Annotated in this window: 15 protein-coding genes and 7 pseudogenes; 20 read left to right on the forward strand and 2 right to left on the reverse strand. The window is 63.6% G+C overall.

The features are described from left to right. Nucleotides 1-377: 377 nt before the first annotated feature. Together AZC_RS26440 and AZC_RS25265 are read left to right on the forward strand one after the other, a co-directional pair. A pseudogene (locus AZC_RS26440) lies at nucleotides 378-539 on the forward strand (transposase); the annotation flags it as partial. 444 nt (nucleotides 540-983) lie between these two features. Further along, a pseudogene (locus tag AZC_RS25265) lies at nucleotides 984-1,564 on the forward strand (transposase). On the opposite strand, the pseudogene AZC_RS25610 reads toward AZC_RS25265, so the two are convergent. Further along, nucleotides 1,464-1,943: pseudogene (locus AZC_RS25610) on the reverse strand (IS481 family transposase); the annotation flags it as partial. The pseudogenes AZC_RS25265 and AZC_RS25610 overlap by 101 nt on opposite strands. 227 nt (nucleotides 1,944-2,170) lie before the next feature. On the opposite strand from AZC_RS25610, the gene AZC_RS25270 reads away from it, so the two are divergent. From AZC_RS25270 to AZC_RS19790, 6 genes and pseudogenes are all read left to right on the forward strand, one after another. Then, the gene (locus AZC_RS25270) at nucleotides 2,171-3,157 is read left to right on the forward strand and encodes a GDP-L-fucose synthase family protein (protein WP_012172370.1); all 987 of its coding nucleotides are present in this window, start codon (nucleotides 2,171-2,173) and stop codon (nucleotides 3,155-3,157) included. A 279-nt stretch (nucleotides 3,158-3,436) separates the two neighbouring features. Next, a pseudogene (locus AZC_RS19775) lies at nucleotides 3,437-3,849 on the forward strand (transposase); the annotation flags it as partial. 206 nt (nucleotides 3,850-4,055) lie between these two features. Continuing rightward, nucleotides 4,056-4,349 (forward strand): annotated as a pseudogene (locus tag AZC_RS25275) (transposase); the annotation flags it as partial. Nucleotides 4,350-4,626: 277 nt separating this feature from the next. Beyond that, nucleotides 4,627-5,160, forward strand: a complete 534-nt coding sequence (locus AZC_RS19780; protein ID WP_197531781.1) for an IS1595 family transposase — start codon at nucleotides 4,627-4,629, stop codon at nucleotides 5,158-5,160. Then, a pseudogene (locus AZC_RS19785) lies at nucleotides 5,159-5,514 on the forward strand (IS3 family transposase); the annotation flags it as partial. The gene AZC_RS19780 and the pseudogene AZC_RS19785, both read left to right, overlap by 2 nt. A gap of 25 nt (nucleotides 5,515-5,539) precedes the next feature. Continuing rightward, nucleotides 5,540-5,806, forward strand: a pseudogene (locus AZC_RS19790) (integrase core domain-containing protein); the annotation flags it as partial. 430 nt (nucleotides 5,807-6,236) lie between these two features. On the opposite strand, the gene AZC_RS19795 reads toward AZC_RS19790, so the two are convergent. Beyond that, nucleotides 6,237-7,340 carry a Fic family protein gene (locus AZC_RS19795; RefSeq protein WP_012172376.1) on the reverse strand — a complete coding sequence of 368 codons (1,104 nt, stop codon included), beginning with the start codon at nucleotides 7,338-7,340 and terminating at the stop codon, nucleotides 6,237-6,239. 207 nt (nucleotides 7,341-7,547) lie between these two features. Between AZC_RS19795 and AZC_RS19800 the strand changes: the two genes are divergently transcribed. The 12 genes from AZC_RS19800 to AZC_RS19855 all read left to right on the forward strand — a co-directional run bounded on the left by AZC_RS19800 (nucleotide 7,548) and on the right by AZC_RS19855 (nucleotide 18,032). After that, nucleotides 7,548-8,447: an HNH endonuclease gene (locus AZC_RS19800; RefSeq protein ID WP_012172377.1), complete on the forward strand. Its 900-nt coding sequence runs from the start codon at nucleotides 7,548-7,550 to the stop codon at nucleotides 8,445-8,447. Between the two features lie 175 nt (nucleotides 8,448-8,622). Then, nucleotides 8,623-9,594, forward strand: a complete 972-nt coding sequence (gene trbB / locus AZC_RS19805) for a P-type conjugative transfer ATPase TrbB (protein ID WP_012172378.1) — start codon at nucleotides 8,623-8,625, stop codon at nucleotides 9,592-9,594. Then, complete coding sequence (locus AZC_RS19810; protein WP_012172379.1) at nucleotides 9,591-9,923, forward strand: TrbC/VirB2 family protein; 333 nt, start codon at nucleotides 9,591-9,593, stop codon at nucleotides 9,921-9,923. The genes trbB and AZC_RS19810 overlap by 4 nt, the downstream gene beginning before the upstream one ends. Next, nucleotides 9,923-10,192, forward strand: a complete 270-nt coding sequence (locus AZC_RS19815) for a VirB3 family type IV secretion system protein (RefSeq protein WP_012172380.1) — start codon at nucleotides 9,923-9,925, stop codon at nucleotides 10,190-10,192. The genes AZC_RS19810 and AZC_RS19815 overlap by 1 nt, the downstream gene beginning before the upstream one ends. Nucleotides 10,193-10,205: 13 nt before the next feature. Next, nucleotides 10,206-12,644 carry a conjugal transfer protein TrbE gene (trbE, locus tag AZC_RS19820; protein ID WP_012172381.1) on the forward strand — a complete coding sequence of 813 codons (2,439 nt, stop codon included), beginning with the start codon at nucleotides 10,206-10,208 and terminating at the stop codon, nucleotides 12,642-12,644. Continuing rightward, nucleotides 12,641-13,393 carry a P-type conjugative transfer protein TrbJ gene (gene trbJ, locus AZC_RS19825; protein WP_012172382.1) on the forward strand — a complete coding sequence of 251 codons (753 nt, stop codon included), beginning with the start codon at nucleotides 12,641-12,643 and terminating at the stop codon, nucleotides 13,391-13,393. The genes trbE and trbJ overlap by 4 nt, the downstream gene beginning before the upstream one ends. 11 nt (nucleotides 13,394-13,404) lie before the next feature. Then, nucleotides 13,405-13,674, forward strand: a complete 270-nt coding sequence (gene trbK-alt / locus AZC_RS19830) for a putative entry exclusion protein TrbK-alt (protein WP_012172383.1) — start codon at nucleotides 13,405-13,407, stop codon at nucleotides 13,672-13,674. A gap of 3 nt (nucleotides 13,675-13,677) precedes the next feature. After that, complete coding sequence (gene trbL, locus AZC_RS19835; RefSeq protein ID WP_012172384.1) at nucleotides 13,678-14,907, forward strand: P-type conjugative transfer protein TrbL; 1,230 nt, start codon at nucleotides 13,678-13,680, stop codon at nucleotides 14,905-14,907. Further along, a complete protein-coding gene (gene trbF, locus AZC_RS19840; protein ID WP_012172385.1) occupies nucleotides 14,904-15,593 on the forward strand; it encodes a conjugal transfer protein TrbF in 690 nt (229 codons plus the stop codon). The genes trbL and trbF overlap by 4 nt, the downstream gene beginning before the upstream one ends. A gap of 2 nt (nucleotides 15,594-15,595) precedes the next feature. Continuing rightward, on the forward strand, nucleotides 15,596-16,573 hold the full coding sequence (locus AZC_RS19845) for a TrbG/VirB9 family P-type conjugative transfer protein (protein WP_012172386.1): 978 nt from the start codon (nucleotides 15,596-15,598) through the stop codon (nucleotides 16,571-16,573). Further along, entirely contained in the window at nucleotides 16,570-17,751 is a 1,182-nt protein-coding gene (locus AZC_RS19850) for a TrbI/VirB10 family protein (RefSeq protein ID WP_012172387.1), read from the forward strand. Before AZC_RS19845 ends, AZC_RS19850 begins: the two co-directional genes overlap by 4 nt. A 2-nt stretch (nucleotides 17,752-17,753) precedes the next feature. Further along, on the forward strand, nucleotides 17,754-18,032 hold the full coding sequence (locus AZC_RS19855; RefSeq protein WP_012172388.1) for a DUF2274 domain-containing protein: 279 nt from the start codon (nucleotides 17,754-17,756) through the stop codon (nucleotides 18,030-18,032). Nucleotides 18,033-18,095 lie beyond the last annotated feature (63 nt).

Here is an 18,095-nt window from a genome sequence, read left to right on the forward strand (position 1 = left end):
TGTATTTACGGTCCAAAGACTAAAAGTGTAGGGCATTGACAATGAAATCATTCATATGCAACCCTATTATACAGGAGTCGTGTGGGTGGTCTTGGGGCAGTATTGCTGGCGGAAGGCTGTGCTGAGAGAGGGGGGGCGTCGGTCGGGCTGGGCCGCGGCGGCGGTGCCAGCTTGTGCGCTTTTGCGTCTGCGGGGTGCTGAAACGAATGGTTCGCCTTCCGGCTGTGATTAGAGGGGCCGTAGTTTGGCTGCCCACGAGAGAGGGGGGCGATGCGCTTGGCTCATTTCCTGAATGAGGAATGCCGATGGATGGCGAGCTGTTTTGGATATCCCACATTGAGTTTAATCGCATACGTACATTGTTGCCTCGTACGCGCCGGGGGCGCCCTCGTTCGGATGATCGAATGGTAATTAGTGGTATATTTCATGTATTGAGTTCTGGATGCGCATGGAAGGATGCGCCGTCAGGCTATGGTCCGCACCGAACGCTATATAATCGTTACGTGCGGTGGTCCGATATGGGGGTTTGGAGGGAAATTGTGACCGCGTTGCTGGCTTTGGAAACAATTTCGCAGCGATTGCCTAGAAAGGCCTGTGTTGGAGGTAATGAAGAGGAAGTCAATAAAGCAGATATCGGCTTCCCTGGGCGGTTCGATATCGGCACTCCTGCATTCTGTGAACTTCAGCGCTGCCCATATGTGAGGAGGGCGCCGCTGAGGCGCGATCTGGAGGACTCCCCCGCACCTAACGTAAAGTAGTCGCGTGGTTTGGCTTTATCGTTCCTTCATGCCTGATCGCGCCACTTTGGCCGCGAGAGTAATATATGTATTCGGTGCTAAATGATAATTCCCCCCCCCTCAGGGGGGCTTGTGAGGTCGTACTTCCGGCTACCGGTGGCAACAGTAGTTGCGCCACCTGCCTAGCGCTACTTTGTCATATTCTGGAGCATGAAGCATTTTTGGGATTCTCGCGTCGGTATTTGCGTGATTCATAGGCGGTCGGCTTTGTGGAGGGCCCACCATGGACGCGACCTTGGAGTTGGGCCTGGAGCGTTGGCTTGCGTCCTTTCTCCATGCCCTGCGGCGCAAGGCGCGGATGTGTCGGGGCTGCGGGCGAGCGCAAGAGCATCCAGCCGATGGCGGCCTGCAACGGCGAGGTTGGCTACGACCAGCTCCATCACTTCGTCATCAGTGGCGTTTGCGATGCCGCGCCATCGGAGAGGGTCCTGCTCGCTGAGGTCGACAGGATGATCTGCAGCGCCGAGGCCTGGCTGATCGTCGATGACACGGCGCTGCCGAAGAAGGGAGAGCGTTCGGTCGGCGTCGCTCCGCAATACGCCTCGGCCCTGAGCAAGATCTCCAACTGCCAGACCCTCGTATCGCTGACGCTGGCGGCCGACGGCCGACGGCCGACGGCCGACGCTGTCACCCTGTTCGCGCTGTCCACCAGTTGCACGGAGGCAACTTGCTCGAGCCATCGACGGCTACGAACAGGTAGAGCTCGCCCTCGGCGGTCTGAACCTCGGCGATGTCGATGTGGAAGACACCGATCGGGTAGGATTTGAACCGCTTCTTCGTCTCCTTGTCGCCTGCGATCTCTGGTAGCCGGCTAATGCCTTGGCGCTGCAGGCAGCAATTCAGGGACGTGCGCGTCAGATGCGGGATCGTCGCCTGCAGCGCGTACAGGCAATCGTCCCGCGGCAGCAACGTGTGGTGCCGGAAGGCGACGATGATCGCCTCTTCCTCGACAGACAGAACCGTTGACTTCGGGGCTTTCGGGCCGGTCGGCAGGTCGGCAACTGAATTGCGCTGCTTCCACCTGGGGGCTGTTTTCTGGTTAATCCCGTCGCGCTTCGCCCGGGCCCTTAGGCTCTCTTGACTGTGCTGTATCGCTCGACGGACCGCATCTGTCGTCGTGGCGCACCGATGGAGAACCTGGCCCATAGCGCATCCTTCCATTCCTGCGAAAAGACTGCACGATCAAAATCCGGGATCAAACCTAGACTCGCGTCCGAAGGTGACGGAACCGAAGTAGCCCGTGGGTCAAGCTAAAATCGAAAATTCCAAATCGGCCATCCATCGGATGGATAATTCGGATAATCAAAAAGGATTTTGTTTTTTGAAATTCAATCACCAGTATCGCGAGAAGTGGGCATTAACAAAGGTCAGACATGCGCGAGAGCGAAGGGCTTTACGGCGACAGGGAGGGAATCCCCCGCGTGGGTAAAGGTAAAAAACTCTTGATCACCGGTGGTCGAGGTATGGTCGGGCGAAACTTGATTGCATGCGCGGCGCGCTCGGGCTGGGAAATAATAGCGCCCACCTCAGTCGATCTGGATTTGCGGAATGCAGAGGCGGTCGAGCAATATATCCGTCGTCAGCTACCGGATGTTGTGGTTCACGCCGCTGGCGTAGTCGGTGGCATCCACGCAAATATCGCCGATCCGATACATTTTCTCGCAGATAATGCGGCGATGGCTCTAAATGTCGTCATGTCGAGCTTTCGTTCGGAAGTGGTTACATTGATCAACTTGTCCTCGAGTTGCATGTATCCTGCCTGCATCGAGGGGCCTTTAAAAGAGTGCGACATCCTGCGTGGCCCGTTTGAAGTGACTAATGAAGGATATGCTCTAGCGAAGACGGTTGGTCTTAAGATTTGTGAATACATTGACAAGCTGCCGAATTTTAATTACAAAACACTGATTGCATGCAATTTATATGGAGTGGGCGACAATTTTGATCCAAGAAGATCGCATCTTCTGCCTGCAATAATAGAAAAAATTCACAAAGCCTCTCAATGTGGTAGCGAAAGTGTGAGTATCTGGGGCGATGGGACTGCTAGGCGTGAGTTTATGTTCGCGTACGATTTTGCAAAAATTATCATTAAGGCATTGGAAGTTCCGGAATTAATACCTAGTTCAATGAATGTCGGTGTTGGGAAAGATTTGTCTGTGTTAGAATATTACAGCTTGGTGGCTCGTGTAATTGGGTGGAGCGGTGAATTTGTCTATGACTTGAATAGGCCTGTGGGTATGCGTAGTAAATTGATGGATATCACGCATCTTACGGCATTAGGTTGGGTCCCAGAACGGTCGCTTGAAGGGGGGATTCGATCGACATACCAGTATTATATCACCGGGAATGAGGTCTACGAGTAGAGTCGTTCTATCGGTGTCTCGTGCGGGAATGGGGTGCTCGGTCGGGGAGACCTGAGTGCGCCTTCAGGATTTGACATTCCCGGTCGATGACGTAGACGGCACGCAGTTCATAGGGGAGTGTCAGGAATTTCGTGTGCGGGGCGGCCATAGTGGACCTGATAGAGGTTTCCGATGGCACGACGCAAGGCACCTCGTAGTCCTGACGCGCTTCTGGATCAGCTTCTGGCCGGCGCCGATCCCAAGACGGCCTTTGACACCAATGGGCTGCTCGATGATCTGAAGAAGGCGCTGGCCAAGCGGGCGCTGAAGGGCATTTATCGCGCCGTGGACGCAGCGGCCGGCGAGATCGCGCTCGGGGCCTTCGAGGAAAGCCTGTTGGGCCTCCGCTACCCGGCTATAGGCCAGAGCTGTCGACGGGCCTGGGGCGAGGTCCTTCCCTTCTATGCCTTTCCGGCGGACGTCCGCCGCATTCTCTACACGACGAATGCGATCGAGGCCCTGAACGCCAAGCTGCGTCGCGCTGTGCGCGCCAGGGGCCACTTCCCGACCGAGAGGCGGCGATGAAGCTCCTCTTCCTGGTCTTGAACCGCGCCGAGAAGGAGTGGAAGATGGCCCCTCGTGAATGGGCGATGGCAAAGGCTCAATTCGCCGTTCTCTTCGCAGAGCGTTTCACAAGGGCCATGGCGGCCTGATCTTCAACCGCCGCCCCGCACACGAAATTCCTGACACTCCCAGTTCATAGATGCATCGAGTCGCACACCATGGGGGCGTCCCGGCGCTGTGCTTAGGCGCCGGTCCTCCTCTTCGCCGCGAAGAGGCCGCAAGCGTGTCAACATTGATCCTCCCTCGGTTTTGTGGACACCCATGTTAGCTTTTGCGAGCCTCACAGGAGTGTTCGATGGGCCCACGGCGTCGGGTTTTTCCAGAGGCGTTCAAGCAGGAGGCCGTTGACCGGGTGACCTCCAGCGGCCTTTCCACTGTTCAGGTGGCGCAGGAGCTGGGGCTGCACGAGACCGTGCTGCGCCGGTGGGTGAGAGATTTCGCACCCCAGGCGACGGGGCCGGCGCGGCGCCCGGTCCCGCAGGCGGCGGCCCCGTCGCCGGCCGACCTTGCGGCGGAGAACGCCCGGCTCAGGCGGGAGAACGAGCGCCTGCGGATGGAGCGCGACATCTTAAAAAAAGGTAATGCCTATCGAAGCTGGACCAAATCCGCGAGGATTTGGCGATGTCTCGATGCCCTGACTGTGGTTTGGCTGGAGCTGGCGCCTCGGAGATGGCCGGCGGAAATGCCGCCGCTGCGGACGACGCTTCCGGGAGCGGACCCTGTGGGATACCTCGCGTCTGGACAGTCGGACGAAGACGGAGCTGGTTCAGCGCTTTGCCTGGGGCGTGCCGGTCTATCGGCAGCGGTTCTCCCAGATGGCGAGCCGGCCGGCGACAGAGCGCTTCTACCGCCTGATCCGGTTTGCGATGGCTTACGCGGAGCATCTGCGCGAGCCGTTCGACGGCAGCCTGGAATGCGATGAAACCACGTTCGGCGGCGCCCGCAAGGGCAAGCGGGGCTGGGGCGCAGCCGGCAAGGTGATCGTATTCGGGATCATCAAGCGCAACGGCCTGGTGAAGGCAGAGCCAATCCCGGCCCATGACCGCGCCTCGATCATGCAGGTGATCCAGGCACAGAGCCGCGAGGGCTCGCTCTACTACACGGACGAGTGGCAGACCTATGCCACGCTGCGTTTGCGGGGCGACCATGTGGTGATCCGCAAGGAGAAGGGACGGCCGGTCGGACGCTACCACATCAACGGGATCGAGGGGTTCTGGTCCTATGCGAAGAACTGGCTCTATCCGTATCGCGGCGTGCCGAAAAATTTCTTCCATCTCTATCTGGGTGAAACCTGTTATCGGTTCAATCACCGGGACGAGGATTTGAAGCCGTTGATTATCAAGCTTTTGAAGAGCACGGCGCTGGACCGGATCCAGCAGAATCTGGTCCAGCTTGATTAGGCATTACCTAAGAAAAAGCCGCGCTCATCTTCGGAGCGGCCTCCCGATGAAGTTCGGGTTCGTCGATGAGCATCGCGCTGTGTGGCCGGTTCGGTGATGTGCGGGGCCCTCGGGCTGTCGGCCAGCGGCTATTATGCCTGGCGCGCCCGGCCGGAGAGCTTGCGCGCGCAGACCAACCGGGCACTCACCGACGACATCCGGCTGATCCACGCGCAGAGCAGCGGGATCTATGGCGCGCCCCGGATCCATGCAGTCCTGAGGGGACACGGTCGGCGCGTGGGCCGGTCCCGGATCGAGCGGCTCATGCGCCACGCCGGCATCCGGGGCCTGGCCGCCGTGCCACGGCGCACGCGGCACGTCCTTCGCCTGGACCGATCGGCTGAAGCGGGCCGGCGGCCGGATCTCGATGGACGGTAAGGGCCGCTGCCTCGACAACATCTTCATCGAACGCCTGTGGCGGTCCCTGAAGCACGAGTGCGTCTACCTCCACGCCTGGGAAACCGGCTCGCAGGCCAAGGCTGGCGTCGGGCGGTGGATCGCCTTTTACAACCACCAGCGGCCTCACGCCGCCCATGGCGGGCAGCCGCCCGCTGTGGTCTACTTCAACGGTATCGAAACCGATCAGCAGGCCCGCAGAGTAGCTTAAAACACCCGCGAACCTGTCCAAGGATCGGGGAGTAGCTCAACCCGTTCCCGAGGCGATTGGGGACTAAGTTCGAGAAGGTCCGCAAGCGCGACTGCGGCGACGCTGTTCTGATAAAATATTCCGGCCTGCATGGTGCCCCCTGCTTCGGTCATCGTTTAGCGCCACCGTTTCTATTTGTAGCCTCAGTTATGACGTAGTGCATTTGGGGCAACATCCGTTTCCAGCTTGATTCCTGGAGATTCACTATAACAGTGTCTGAATGAGCAAAATCAAATCTGAAAGCAGACTGGCAGCTTCCGGCCCCAAACCGGACGTTAAGACGTCCATTGGGAAAGGTCCGTTCTTGGCGCATCCTGCAGGATGAAGTGGATGCCCAGTGGGCGATCGGAAGGACAGAATGGTTGCACCACATGCTGCCCGCTCACCGCTTTTACGGCAGATTCAGGTGGTAGCGCGTGTAGCGGCGATCGCCGGTGCGCGTCAGGGCGCCTTTCTCGACCAGATCGTGCAGATCGCGCGTGGCGGTGGGGCGTGAGGTGCCGGTGATGGCGAGGTAGTTTTCCGCGCTCAGGCCGCCCGTGAAGCCACCGGGGCCCTCGCGGAACAGGCGGGCGATCACCTTCTCCTGCCGTTCGTTCATCATGTCGCGGAAGCGATCATAAAAATGCGCCTTGGCGATGTGGAAGGCGACGCGGCCGAGCGTCGTCTGCTGGGCTGCTATGATCGTTTCCGCAAAATAGACCAGCCACCCCGTGACATCGAGCGTCTGCTGATGGACCTCGAGCTGATCGTAATAGGCCTTGCGATGCTGCTCGATGGTATGGGCGAGCGCGATCAGGGTCGGCTGCCCGATGTTCTGGGCGAGGGATTTTTCTGCGAGCGTTCGCCCGATGCGGCCATTGCCATCCTCGAAGGGATGGATGCTCTCGAAATAAAGATGTCCGATCCCGGCTCGGGTAAGTGCTGGCAATGGCTCGTCCCCGTTCGGGGCCGAGCCATTGAACCAGGTGAGATAGGCGGCCATCTCGTCCGGAACCCGGGAGGATGGCGGCGCCTCGAAATGCACAGTCGGCCGATCCTGGCGGCCGGACACGATCTGCATCGCGTCTTCATGGCGACGGTAGCCGCCGATCGTTTCCAGATGCCGGCTATCCGCCATCAGCATGCGGTGCCAGCGGAATAGCGTGTCGGCGTCGAGGGGATCGGCCCAGCTCCTATAGAGATCGACCATCATCTCCGCGATGCCACGCTCTTTCGGCTTCACGTTGCGATTGTCGGTGTCGAGGCCGAGCTGACGGCGCAGGGAGGATTGCACGCTGAGGCGATCCAGCGTCTCCCCTTCGATCGCGCTGGTCTTGACCGCCTCGTCGCTGAGGAGTTCGATCCGCAGCAGGTCCCGCTCGTCATCGCTCACATGCCGGACCGCACCGATCACCTCGCCGGTGAGCAGCAGGAACCGCCGCTCCAGCGGTTCGAGGGCAACCGGATCATAGACAAAATGCGGCCAGCCGTGCTGGGTCCAGTTCCAAGCCATGAGCGATAGAATTCCTCTCTATAGCTCACATAATAGCGAATGTGTGATTGATAGATAGCCTTCCTATCGCTCACGGCAGCGCCAAGGAGACTGAGAGCGTGATGCCGGGTCGATAACGTGATGCGCGCGACCAGGGGTGAAAAGGTCCACCTGCTGCCGAACGATACCCATTGTGCGCTACGATCGAATGGGGATCAGGGATGGCACATGGGATTCGGCGTCTTCATTCACCGCTCAGACTCGATTTATGACGACAGCCCGGCTGAGCGGTATCAGTTCCCGCGCCCATATCTGGGACGCGTCGAGGCCTGCGTCGGCGACTGGATCGTTTATTACGAACCCCGGAAAGTGGCGGAGACCCGCGGCTATTTCGCGATCGCCAGAGTCCAGCGCGTCGTTCCTGATCCCACCGCTCCGGGCATGTATCTCGCTCTCATCGAACCGGGCAGTTATCTCGATTTTGCCAGCCCGGTGCCTTTCACCGATGCGGATGGCGTGGTCGAGCGCGGAGTGCTGAACGCCGACGGGCGCATTTCGGGGCGCGCGCAAGCCGCCGTGCGTCCACTCTCGCGGGACGATTTCAACCGGATCGTCACGCTCGGGCTGAATGATAGCGAGCCGCTGCTGCCACGCGTCGACGAGGGTGCATCCCTCTCAGGCTTTGAAGAAGAACAAGCGCCATTCGTGTTCGAGCAGCCCCGCGAGCGCGTCAACACTCTGTCGTCTCGCATTGTCCGCGACCGCATCTTCCGGCGCGTCGTGCTGCGCGCCTATGACGAGCGCTGCGCCATTAGCGGGCTGAAGCTGATCAATGGCGGCGGGCGCGCCGAGGTGGCGGCCGCGCATATCCGGCCTGTCGAAGCGAGTGGCCCCGACATCGTCAGCAACGGGTTGGCGCTTTCTGGCACGGCGCACTGGATGTTCGATCGCGGACTGATCAGCCTCTCGGATGATCTGGACATCCTCATTTCCCGGCAAACCAACGATCCCGACGGCGTGCGCGCCTTCATCAATAAAGACGGCCGCGCCATCGCGCCACGCAGGTTGATCGAGCGACCCCATCCCCATTTCCTGCGCTGGCACAGGGAGCATTGTTTCAAGCCGTGAAGCGGCGGCTCCCTATGCCGCTTGCGATCACTGCACAGCAGTTCCGCCGTTCGCCTGTCATTGCACGCCACGCTGCGACGCGAAGGGAAACCTGTTGAACCGGCCCAATATCGGGCTCTTTTAATCATCCCCACCCGGGATGAGATCGTCATGACCCCGGCACGTCGGGGAGCATATGGCGGCAGCACATCATCATCAGGGTTTTGCCCGCGGCGCGCGGATGCTGCGCACGGCGATGGGTCCGGCGATCGCCCGGCACCTGGAAGACCCGTCCGTCGTCGAGGTGATGCTGAACCCGGATGGGCGGCTGTGGATCGACCGGCTCTCGGAAGGGTTGGGCGACACAGGCGAGAAGCTGTCGCCCGCTGACGGTGAACGCATCGTTCGCCTCGTCGCGCACCATGTCGGCGCGGAGGTTCACGCTGGCGCCCCGCGCGTTTCGGCCGAGCTGCCCGAGACAGAAGAACGGTTCGAGGGCCTGCTGCCGCCGGTCGTCACGGCACCTACTTTCGCCATCCGCAAGCCCGCCGTCGCGGTCTTCACGCTCGAGGACTATGTCCGCGCCGGGATCATGTCCGACGGACAAGCCGGCGCGCTGCGCCAGGGTGTGGCCTCTCGCGCCAACATTCTCGTCGCGGGCGGCACCTCGACGGGCAAGACCACGCTGACCAACGCGCTGCTCGCCGAGGTCGCTAAGACAGAAGATCGGGTCGTTCTCATCGAGGATACGCGCGAGCTGCAATGCGCGGCGCCGAACCTCGTCGCCCTGCGCACCAAGGACGGCGTCGCCTCGCTGTCCGAGCTCGTCCGCTCAGCGCTGCGCCTGCGGCCCGACCGCATCCCCATTGGCGAGGTGCGCGGCGCAGAGGCGCTCGACCTGCTCAAGGCGTGGGGCACCGGCCATCCCGGCGGCATCGGCACCATCCATGCCGGCAGTGCTATCGGCGCGCTGCGCCGGATGGAGCAACTCATTCAGGAAGCCGTCGTCACCGTCCCGCGCGCGCTGATCGCCGAGACCATCAATCTCGTGGCCGTGCTCTCGGGGCGCGGCAAGGCGCGCCGGCTCACCGAACTCGCTCGTGTCGAGGGCCTCGGCCCTGATGGCGACTACCGCGTCACCCCTGTCCTTACCGGAGATCCCTCATGATCCCATCGCTCCATCGCGCACGCAGCGCCGCCCGACTGGCCCTGTCTGCCACCTGTATCAGCCTGATGGCCACGGCCAGCGCTCATGCCTCCGGTTCCTCCATGCCATGGGAGGCGCCGCTGCAATCCATCCTCCAGTCGATCGAGGGGCCGGTCGCCAAGATCATCGCCGTCATCGTCATCATCTCGACCGGGCTGGCGCTGGCCTTTGGCGACACGTCCGGTGGCTTCCGCCGGCTGATCCAGATCGTGTTCGGCCTGTCGATCGCCTTCGCCGCATCGAGCTTCTTCCTGTCCTTCTTCTCGTTCGGCGGCGGAGCGCTCGTCTGATGGCCGAGACGGTTGAGGTTCCCGGCTTCAGCGTTCCGGTCCACCGAGCACTGAATGAGCCGATCCTACTCGGCGGAGCACCGCGTGCCATCGCCATCGTCAATGGCACGCTCGCCGGGGCCGTGGGTCTCGGCCTGCGCCTGTGGTTGGTCGGCCTCGCCATCGGGGTGATCGGCCATATCGCAGCAGTATGGGCGGCGAAGCGTGATCCGCTTTTCGTCGAGGTGGTGCGCCGGCATCTGCGCATCCCCGCGCACCTCTCGGTCTGAGCGGGGTGCCATGATGATGAACCTCGCCGAGTATCGCCGCGATAACCGGCGCCTTGCCGATTTCCTGCCCTGGGCAGCGCTCGTCGCGCCGGGCATCGTCCTGAACAAGGATGGTTCGTTCCAGCGGACAGCGCGCTTTCGCGGACCGGACCTCGACAGCGCCGTTCCCGCCGAGCTCGTCGCGGTAGCAGGGCGGCTGAACAACGCCTTTCGTCGCCTTGGCTCGGGATGGGCGATCTTCGTGGAGGCGCAGCGCCATGCGGCCGCGACCTACCCGGCGAGCGCCTTTCCCGATGCCGCCTCCGCTCTGGTCGATGCCGAGCGGCGGGCCGAATTCGAGCAGGCGGGCAGCCATTTCGAGTCGAGCTACGTCCTGACCTTCACCTTCCTGCCGCCGGCCGAGGATGCCGCCCGCACCGAAGGCTGGCTCTATGAAGGGCGGGACCAGGCAGGCCTTGATCCCCATGAGACGTTGCGCGGCTTCGCCGACCGAACTGATCGGATCCTCAACCTCATCGATGCCTTCATGCCGGAATGCCGCTGGCTGGACGACGACGAGATGCTGACCTATCTGCATGGTTGTGTCTCGACACAGCGGCACCGTGTCCGCGTGCCGGAGACGCCGACCTATCTCGACGCGCTGCTGGCCGATCAGCCGCTCACCGGCGGGCTGGAGCCGCGCCTCGGCGATCAGCACCTACGTGTGCTGACCATCACCGGCTTTCCCACGGTGACGACGCCCGGCCTGCTCGATGAGCTGAACCGGCTCGCCTTTCCTTATCGCTGGTCGACCCGCGCCATCCTTCTCGACAAGACGGATGCGGTCCGGCTGCTCACCAAGATCCGCCGCCAATGGTTCGCCAAGCGCAAATCCATCGCCGCCATCCTGAAGGAGGTCATGACCAATGAGGCCTCCGTCCTCGTGGACTCGGATGCCGCGAACAAGGCTGAAGATGCCGACCTCGCCCTGCAGGAGCTCGGCGCGGACCATGCCGGCATCGCCTATGTCACCGCGACGGTGACGGTGTGGGATGCCGATCCGCGCATCGCCGACGAGAAACTGCGACGGGTCGAGAAGGTCATCCAGGGCCGCGACTTCACGGTGATGACCGAGACCATCAATGCCGTCGATGCCTGGCTCGGCAGCTTGCCCGGCCACGTCTATGCCAATGTCCGCCAGCCGCCGATCTCGACGCTCAATCTCGCCCATATGATTCCGCTGTCAGCGGTGTGGGCCGGCGACAGTGCCGACGCGCATTTCAATGCCCCGCCGCTCCTGTTCGGCAAGACCGAGGGCTCGACCCCGTTCCGGTTCTGCCTCCATGTCGGCGATGTCGGCCACACCCTCGTCGTCGGCCCGACCGGCGCCGGCAAATCCGTGCTGCTGGCGCTGATGGCGCTGCAGTTTCGGCGCTACGCCGGTGCCCAGGTGTTTGCCTTTGATTTCGGCGGCTCGATCCGGGCGGCGGCGCTCGCTTGTGGGGCGGACTGGCACGATCTCGGTGGCGGGCTCAGCGAGGGGAGCGCGGAGACTGTCGCGCTCCAGCCGCTTGCGCGCATCGATGAAGCTGTGGAACACGCCTGGGCCGCCGACTGGCTGAACGCCATCCTCACCCGCGAAGGCGTCCATATCACGCCGCAGATGAAGGAACATATCTGGACGGCGCTGACATCGCTCGCCTCGGCGCCGGTCGAGGAACGCACCCTCACCGGCCTCTGCGTCCTGCTTCAGTCCAACGACCTGAAGCAGGCATTGCGTCCCTACTGCCTGGGCGGCGCCTGGGGCCGGCTGCTCGACGCCGAGACCGAGCATCTGGGCTCCGCCACCGTCCAGGTTTTCGAGACTGAGGGGTTGATCGGTACGGAGGCCGCGCCTGCGGTGCTCGCCTATCTGTTCCACCGGATCGAGGATCGGCTCGATGGATCGCCGACCCTTATCATCATCGATGAAGGCTGGCTGGCGCTGGACGACGAGGCCTTCGCGGGCCAACTGCGCGAATGGCTGAAGACGCTGCGCAAGAAGAACGCCAGCGTCATTTTCGCCACGCAGTCGCTCTCCGACATCGACGGCTCGGCGATCGCACCCGCCATCATCGAGAGCTGCCCGACACGCCTTCTGCTCCCCAATGAGCGGGCCATCGAGCCGCAGATCACCGCCATCTATCGCCGCTTCGGCCTGAACGATCGGCAGATCGAGATCCTCGCGCGGGCGACCCCGAAGCGCGACTACTATTGCCAGTCGCGGCGCGGCAACCGGCTGTTCGAGCTCGGCCTCAGTGAGGTCGCGCTGGCGCTGTGCGCGGCGTCCTCGAAGACGGACCAGCAGGCCATCGGCAGGATATTCGCCGCGTACGGTCGCGACGGCTTCCTGGACGCTTGGCTGCGTCATCGCGGCCTCGGCTGGGCCGCCGACCTCCTTCCCAACCTCACCAATTTGGAGACGCAGCCATGACGCTGTTCCGTCCGCGCGCGCTCACCGTCGCCGTCGTGCTGCTGACCGCGCCGCTCGCCCTCGCCCCCGTGCTGTTCCCATCCGCGCAGGCCCTCACGGTCTATGACCCGTGGAACTACGCGCAGAACATGATGTCGGCGGCGCGGGCGCTGGAACAGATCAACAACCAGATCACCTCGCTGCAGAACGAAGCGCAGATGCTGATCAATCAGGCGCGTAATCTCGCCAGCCTGCCGCACTCCTCGTTGCAGCAGATCCAGCAATCGGTCCAGCGCACCCAGCAATTGCTCGGGCAGGCGCAGAGCATCGCTTTCGATGTCGGCCAGATCGACCAGGCTTTCCAGCAGCGCTACGGCAATATCCCGCTCTCGGCCTCCGATGCCGATCTCGTCGCCGGTGCGCGCTCGCGCTGGCAGACCACGGTCGGGGGCTTGCAGGACGCGCTGCGGGTGCAGGCCGGCGTCGTCGGCAATGTCGACGCCAACAAGGCCGAGATGGCGACCCTCGTCGGCCAGAGCCAGGGCGCCACGGGCGCGCTTCAGGCCACGCAGGCCGGCAACCAGTTGCTCGCTTTGCAGTCGCAGCAGCTCTCCGACCTGATCGCGGTGATGTCCGCCAATGGGCGCGCCGCGGCACTGTCCGAGGCGGAACGCGCGACCGCGGCCGAGCAGGGACGTGAGCAGCGCCGACGCTTCCTCACCCCGGGCGCCGGCTATCAGGCCGGCAATGCCCGCATGTTCAGCAACTGAGGGAGGCCGACATGGACGGAGCCATGCTGGCCCGGCTCGGCGCGGTGATCTTTGTGGCCATCGCCGGTACGGCGGCGGTTCTGGAGATGAGCCGGGAGGACAAGGCGCCGGTGCCTTCACCCAGTCGGACGGTCCAGGCCGAGCGCGATCCTTTGCGCGATGAACAGAGGCGGTGTCAGCAGTTGGGAGAGACTGCCGCTCAGGACCCCGCCTGCCTGAAGGTCTGGGCGCAGACGCGGGACCGGTTCCTCGGCCGTCCCGCGACGACTGAAGGTCGCTGAGCCATGAACGGCACCGGCGTCATCGACAACTTTCTGGGCGTCTTCACCTCCTATATTGACAGCGGCTTCGGCCTCCTTGGTGGCGAGGTCGCTTTCATCGCCACCACGCTCATCGTCATCGACGTGACGCTGGCGGCGCTGTTCTGGTCGTGGGGTGCGGATGACGACGTCATCGCCCGGCTCATCAAGAAGACCCTGTTCGTCGGCGTCTTCGCCTACATCATCGGCAATTGGAACAACCTCGCCCGCATCGTCTTCGAGAGCTTCGCCGGGCTGGGGCTGAAGGGCTCGGGAACGGCATTTTCCGTCAGCGACTTGATGCGTCCGGGCAAGGTAGCGCAGACCGGGCTCGATGCCGGCCGTCCCTTGCTCGAGTCCATCTCCGATCTGATGGGCTGGATCGCCTTCTTCGAGAATTTCATCCAGATCGCCTGCCTGCTGTTTGCCTGGGCATTGGTGCTGCTCTCCTTCTTCATCCTCGCCGTCCAGCTCTTCGTCACCCTGATCGAGTTCAAGCTGACGACGCTCGCCGGCTTCGTGCTGATCCCCTTCGGCCTGTTCGGCAAGACCGCCTTCATGGCCGAACGGGTGCTGGGCAATGTGGTCTCCTCCGGCATCAAAGTCATGGTGCTCGCGGTCATCATCGGCATCGGCTCGACCCTGTTCGGCCAGTTCACGGCGGGCTTCGGCGGACAGACGCCCACCATCGACGACGCCATGGCGATCGTGCTGGCCGCGCTATCGCTGCTCGGTCTCGGCATCTTCGGTCCCGGCATTGCCGCCGGCCTTGTCTCCGGTGGTCCGCAGCTGAGCGCGGGGGCCGCCGTCGGCACGGGTTTCGCCGCCGGTGGCGCCCTGATGGCGGCGGGCGGTACTGCTAGCCTCGCTGTCCGCGGCGGTGGCGCCGCGCTGTCCGCTACGGCGGCCGCGGCGCGAGGTGGAGCGACCGCCTACAGCATCGGTGCGGCCGGCCAGTCCGGCATGGCGGGTGTCGCCTCAGGTCTCGGTGGCGTCGCGCGAGCCGCGGGCTCTGCCGCCGTGTCACCGCTCGCGAACGCCGTCAGCGGTACGGCCTCAGCCTCCTCCGCCGGTGACGTGCCCGACTGGGCCAAGCGCATGAAGCGCGGCCAGTCGCTTCGCCATGGCGTCTCCGCCGCCGCCCATGCTGTGCGCTCCGGTGACAGCCATGCCGGCGGCTCCTCCGTCTCCCTCAATGAGAGCGACCGCTCATGAACCTCTTCAAGCGACCTGCGACCCATTACGGAACGTCGCCCGAGCCGGTCACGCCCTATCAGAAGGCAGCTCAGGTGTGGGACGAGCGCATCGGTTCGGCCCGTGTACAGGCGAAGAATTGGCGGCTGATGGCCTTTGGTAGCCTGTTCCTCTCAGTCGGCTTTGCCTCCGTGCTTGTCTGGCAATCGACGAGGGGCACCGTCGTGCCCTGGGTGGTCGAGGTCGATCGCCTCGGCCAGACGCAGGCCGTAGGGCCGGCCACCGGCGAGTATCGCCCAACCGATCCGCAGATTGCTTGGCATCTTGCCCGCTTCATCGAGCAGGTGCGCAGCCTGCCGGCCGATCCCGTGATTGTGCGGCAGAACTGGCTCAGGGCCTATGAGTTCACCACCGATCGGGGTGCTGCCGCTCTTAACGACTATGCACGCGCCAATGATCCGTTCACGCGGGTCGGCAAGCAGCAGATCGCCGTCGAGGTCTCCAGCGTGATCCGGGCCTCGCCGGATTCCTTCCGCGTCGCCTGGGTCGAGCGGCGCTATGAGAACGGCCAGCTCGCCGCCACCGAGCGCTGGAGCGCGATCCTGACGCTGGTGATACAGCCACCGCGCGATGCCGAGCGCCTGCGCACCAATCCGCTCGGCATCTATGTCAACGCCATCAGTTGGTCGCGGGAGATGAGCCAGTGAACATGTCTTTCCGTAAATCCACATCTCAGGCTCTGCGCCGATCCGCCTTTGCGGTTCTTCTGCTTTCGGCGACGATGTTGGGCGGCTGCGCTTCGGCTCCGAAGCCGCCGCAGATCAGCTATGACAGTGACGTGCCGGCCCTGCCTGCGGTGCCAGCCGTCGTCACCGATGAGCGGCCTCGTCCGCTCCACACGCCGCCCGCCTGGACGCCGGCCAAGGGCGGCACGGACGCCAAAACGCCCGTTGCCCGCGTCGAGAACGCCAATGCCGCCGCGCGGGTCGAGCCGCGCCGCGAGGGCTATTACAACGCCATCCAGATCTATCCCTGGAGCGAGGGCGCGCTCTATCAGGTCTATGCAGCGCCCGGCCAGATCACCAACATCGCACTGGAGCCGGGCGAGAGCCTGACCGGCAGCGGGCCGATCGCCGCGGGCGACACCGCGCGCTGGATTATCGGCGACACGGAGAGCGGCGAAGGGGTTAGCCGGCGCGTGCATGTGCTGGTAAAGCCGACGCGGGCTGACATCTCCACCAACCTCGTCATCACCACCGACCGCCGCAGCTACATGATCGAGCTGCGGGCCGGCGAGAAGCCCTATATGCCGGCTGTCGCCTGGGCCTATCCGCAGGTTCCGGGAGCGCTGCGCCCCGGTGTTCCGCCTATGCCGGTCATCCCGAGCTTCGCCGCCCGCAACTACCGCTATGCGCTCACCGGCGACACGCCGCCCTGGCGGCCGATGGCCGTCTATGACGACGGGCGCAAGGTCTATGTCGAGTTCCCACGCGGGGTCATTCAGGGCGAGATGCCGCCGCTCTTCGTCATTGGGGCGGACGGGGAAGCGCAGATCGTCAATAGCCGCATCCACCAGAACATCCTGATCGTCGACCGGCTGTTCGGTGCCGCCGAACTGCGCCTCGGTGGCGGCGAGCGCCCGCAGAAGGTGCGGATCGAGCGCACGGACGGGAGGCCGGCATCATGAGCAGCCCCGACAATCATGACATCGAGGCGGATTTCGGCGCTCCGACCACCGATCACGCCGCGGCCATGCGGCTGCGTACAGAGCCGCCGCGCGTCACGCGTCTCTCGCGCAAGGTCCTCGCTGGCGCCGGGCTGGTTGTCAGCCTCGGCATAGGCGGCGCCCTGATCTATGCGCTGCAGGGTCGCGACAAGGGCACCGGCGGCGAGGAACTCTACTCCACCCAGAACCGCTCCACGGCCGATGGCCTTGCCGGCCTGCCACGGGACTATACCGGGCCGATCCTGGGTCCGCCGCTGCCCGGCGATCTCGGCCGGCCGATCCTTGAGGCGCAGAACCGCGGCCAGCCCGTCGTGCCGCCGACAATGACAGCGCCACAGGTGGATCCTGAGCAGCAGCGGCGTCTTGCGGAACAGGAAGCCGCGCGGACCAGTCGCGTATTCTTCCAGGCGGCGCAGGCCCGCGCGCCGGCGTCGTCAGTGGCGAGTGCTTCCGGCTTCAGCGGCCCTGGCTCGGCAGGAACGGGCGGCACGTCCTCACCCCAGGATCGCCAGCTTGCCTTCCTCAATGCCACTGTGGATCGGCGCGTTGTCGCGTCCGATCGCGTCATGGCGCCGGCATCGCCTTATGTGCTGCAGGCGGGCGCCGTCATCCCGGCCGCGCTGATCACCGGCATCCGCTCCGATTTGCCCGGCCAGATCACCGCCCAGGTCACCGAGAACGTCTATGACAGCCCGACCGGACGCATCATGATCATTCCGCAGGGCACGCGGCTGCTCGGCCAGTACGACATTGGTGTCGGCTTCGGTCAGCGCCGGATCCTGCTGGTCTGGAGCCGGCTGATCTTCCCCAATGGCCGCTCCATCGTGCTGGAGCGCCAGCCCGGCACCGATGCGCAGGGCTATGCCGGCCTCGAGGACGGCGTCGACATGCACTGGTGGGACCTCGCCAAGGCGGTTGGCCTCTCGACGCTGCTCTCCGTCAGCGCCGAGCTCGCCATGGATGATCAGGATGCATTGATTCAGGCGCTCCAAAGCGGGGCGCAGGACACCATCAATAATGCCGGCCAGGAGATCATCCGCCGGCAGTTAAACGTCGCACCCACCCTGACCATCCGGCCCGGCTTCCCGGTGCGGGTCATGGTCACCCGTGACCTCGTCCTCGAGCCCTACAGGTACTGACCATGACGAAGCTGAAACTCGGACCCATCGCGAACGACAAGCCGGTGAAGGTGGCGCTCTCGCTACCCGGCGCGCTGCACCGCGATCTTGTCGCGTATGCCGAGGTGCTCGCACGGCAAACCGGCCAGCCGGTCGATGATCCCGTGAAGCTCGTCGTGCCCATGCTGGAGCGCTTCATCGCCACTGATCGCGAGTTCGCCAAGGCGCGCCGCGAGGCTGCCGACGCTGCGAGCATCAGCGCGTCGCTACCAGCTCCTGGGCCATCTTCCGTGTCAGGCTGAACAAGGTGCGCACTGCCGGGTTGTCGTTCTTCGGCGAATACATCACCGAGAACGGGATCACCT

Source organism: Azorhizobium caulinodans ORS 571, assembly GCF_000010525.1.
GTDB classification, from domain to species: domain Bacteria; phylum Pseudomonadota; class Alphaproteobacteria; order Rhizobiales; family Xanthobacteraceae; genus Azorhizobium; species Azorhizobium caulinodans.

What these genes read in the sequence shown, in the direction of transcription:
- AZC_RS25270 (WP_012172370.1), top strand. Translation starts at nt 2,171, where the DNA reads ATGCGCGAGAGCGAAGGGCTTTACGGCGACAGGGAGGGAATCCCCCGC.
- AZC_RS19780 (WP_197531781.1), top strand. Translation starts at nt 4,627, where the DNA reads ATGGCTTACGCGGAGCATCTGCGCGAGCCGTTCGACGGCAGCCTGGAA.
- AZC_RS19795 (WP_012172376.1), bottom strand. Translation starts at nt 7,340, where the DNA reads ATGGCTTGGAACTGGACCCAGCACGGCTGGCCGCATTTTGTCTATGAT.
- AZC_RS19800 (WP_012172377.1), top strand. Translation starts at nt 7,548, where the DNA reads ATGGGATTCGGCGTCTTCATTCACCGCTCAGACTCGATTTATGACGAC.
- trbB (WP_012172378.1), top strand. Translation starts at nt 8,623, where the DNA reads ATGGCGGCAGCACATCATCATCAGGGTTTTGCCCGCGGCGCGCGGATG.
- AZC_RS19810 (WP_012172379.1), top strand. Translation starts at nt 9,591, where the DNA reads ATGATCCCATCGCTCCATCGCGCACGCAGCGCCGCCCGACTGGCCCTG.
- AZC_RS19815 (WP_012172380.1), top strand. Translation starts at nt 9,923, where the DNA reads ATGGCCGAGACGGTTGAGGTTCCCGGCTTCAGCGTTCCGGTCCACCGA.
- trbE (WP_012172381.1), top strand. Translation starts at nt 10,206, where the DNA reads ATGATGAACCTCGCCGAGTATCGCCGCGATAACCGGCGCCTTGCCGAT.
- trbJ (WP_012172382.1), top strand. Translation starts at nt 12,641, where the DNA reads ATGACGCTGTTCCGTCCGCGCGCGCTCACCGTCGCCGTCGTGCTGCTG.
- trbK-alt (WP_012172383.1), top strand. Translation starts at nt 13,405, where the DNA reads ATGGACGGAGCCATGCTGGCCCGGCTCGGCGCGGTGATCTTTGTGGCC.
- trbL (WP_012172384.1), top strand. Translation starts at nt 13,678, where the DNA reads ATGAACGGCACCGGCGTCATCGACAACTTTCTGGGCGTCTTCACCTCC.
- trbF (WP_012172385.1), top strand. Translation starts at nt 14,904, where the DNA reads ATGAACCTCTTCAAGCGACCTGCGACCCATTACGGAACGTCGCCCGAG.
- AZC_RS19845 (WP_012172386.1), top strand. Translation starts at nt 15,596, where the DNA reads ATGTCTTTCCGTAAATCCACATCTCAGGCTCTGCGCCGATCCGCCTTT.
- AZC_RS19850 (WP_012172387.1), top strand. Translation starts at nt 16,570, where the DNA reads ATGAGCAGCCCCGACAATCATGACATCGAGGCGGATTTCGGCGCTCCG.
- AZC_RS19855 (WP_012172388.1), top strand. Translation starts at nt 17,754, where the DNA reads ATGACGAAGCTGAAACTCGGACCCATCGCGAACGACAAGCCGGTGAAG.